This window comes from Enterovibrio gelatinilyticus, from assembly GCF_028683095.1.
GTDB classification, from domain to species: Bacteria; Pseudomonadota; Gammaproteobacteria; order Enterobacterales; family Vibrionaceae; genus Enterovibrio; species Enterovibrio gelatinilyticus.
In genome coordinates, this window is sequence record NZ_JAJUBC010000118.1 from 1 (window position 1) to 499 (window position 499).

General features: G+C 53.1%; 1 protein-coding gene. It reads right to left on the reverse strand.

From position 1 onward, the window contains the following. Positions 1-74 precede the first annotated feature (74 nt). On the reverse strand, positions 75-499 hold a 425-nt coding region (locus LRP50_RS25475), incomplete at its 5' end, for a transposase (RefSeq protein WP_274167186.1).

Genomic DNA, 499 nt, shown 5'->3' on the forward strand with positions numbered 1-499 from the left:
TGGTGCGTGTGTTTCTCGGTTCGTTCTCCTCTGAGCCAGTGACGGCCATTCTCCTTATTCTGTTTGCCTTTCGGCTATCTCGGTCGCGAGACTCCGACGCAGACCATCAGGTGTTCACCACAGTGTGGGCAACGTCTTGTTACTGGCTTATTTAACGGCGGTGGCACAGGCAACATCAGACGTGCCATTTGAAGCAGCATGAGCTGAATGCTGTATCGTTTTCGCTTTGCACTGCCATGCAACAAGCCATAGTCCCGCACCCGTTGTAGCCCTTTGGGTAACACATGCTGAAGTATCAACATTAGGAACTGTCGGGCAGGCAAAGAGCGTGTCGCCGATTGCAGGGTCTGGCTGTCGGTGTAACGGAAGGTCACCTGATGGTCACTGATATCGATAATATCTTTATCGGGTAATACCCCGCGATACAAGTAGCGAGAGAGGTATTTCAGCGCAGATAAACCACGACCGACCGCCCGGCAATCGACGACCCACGTCTGGG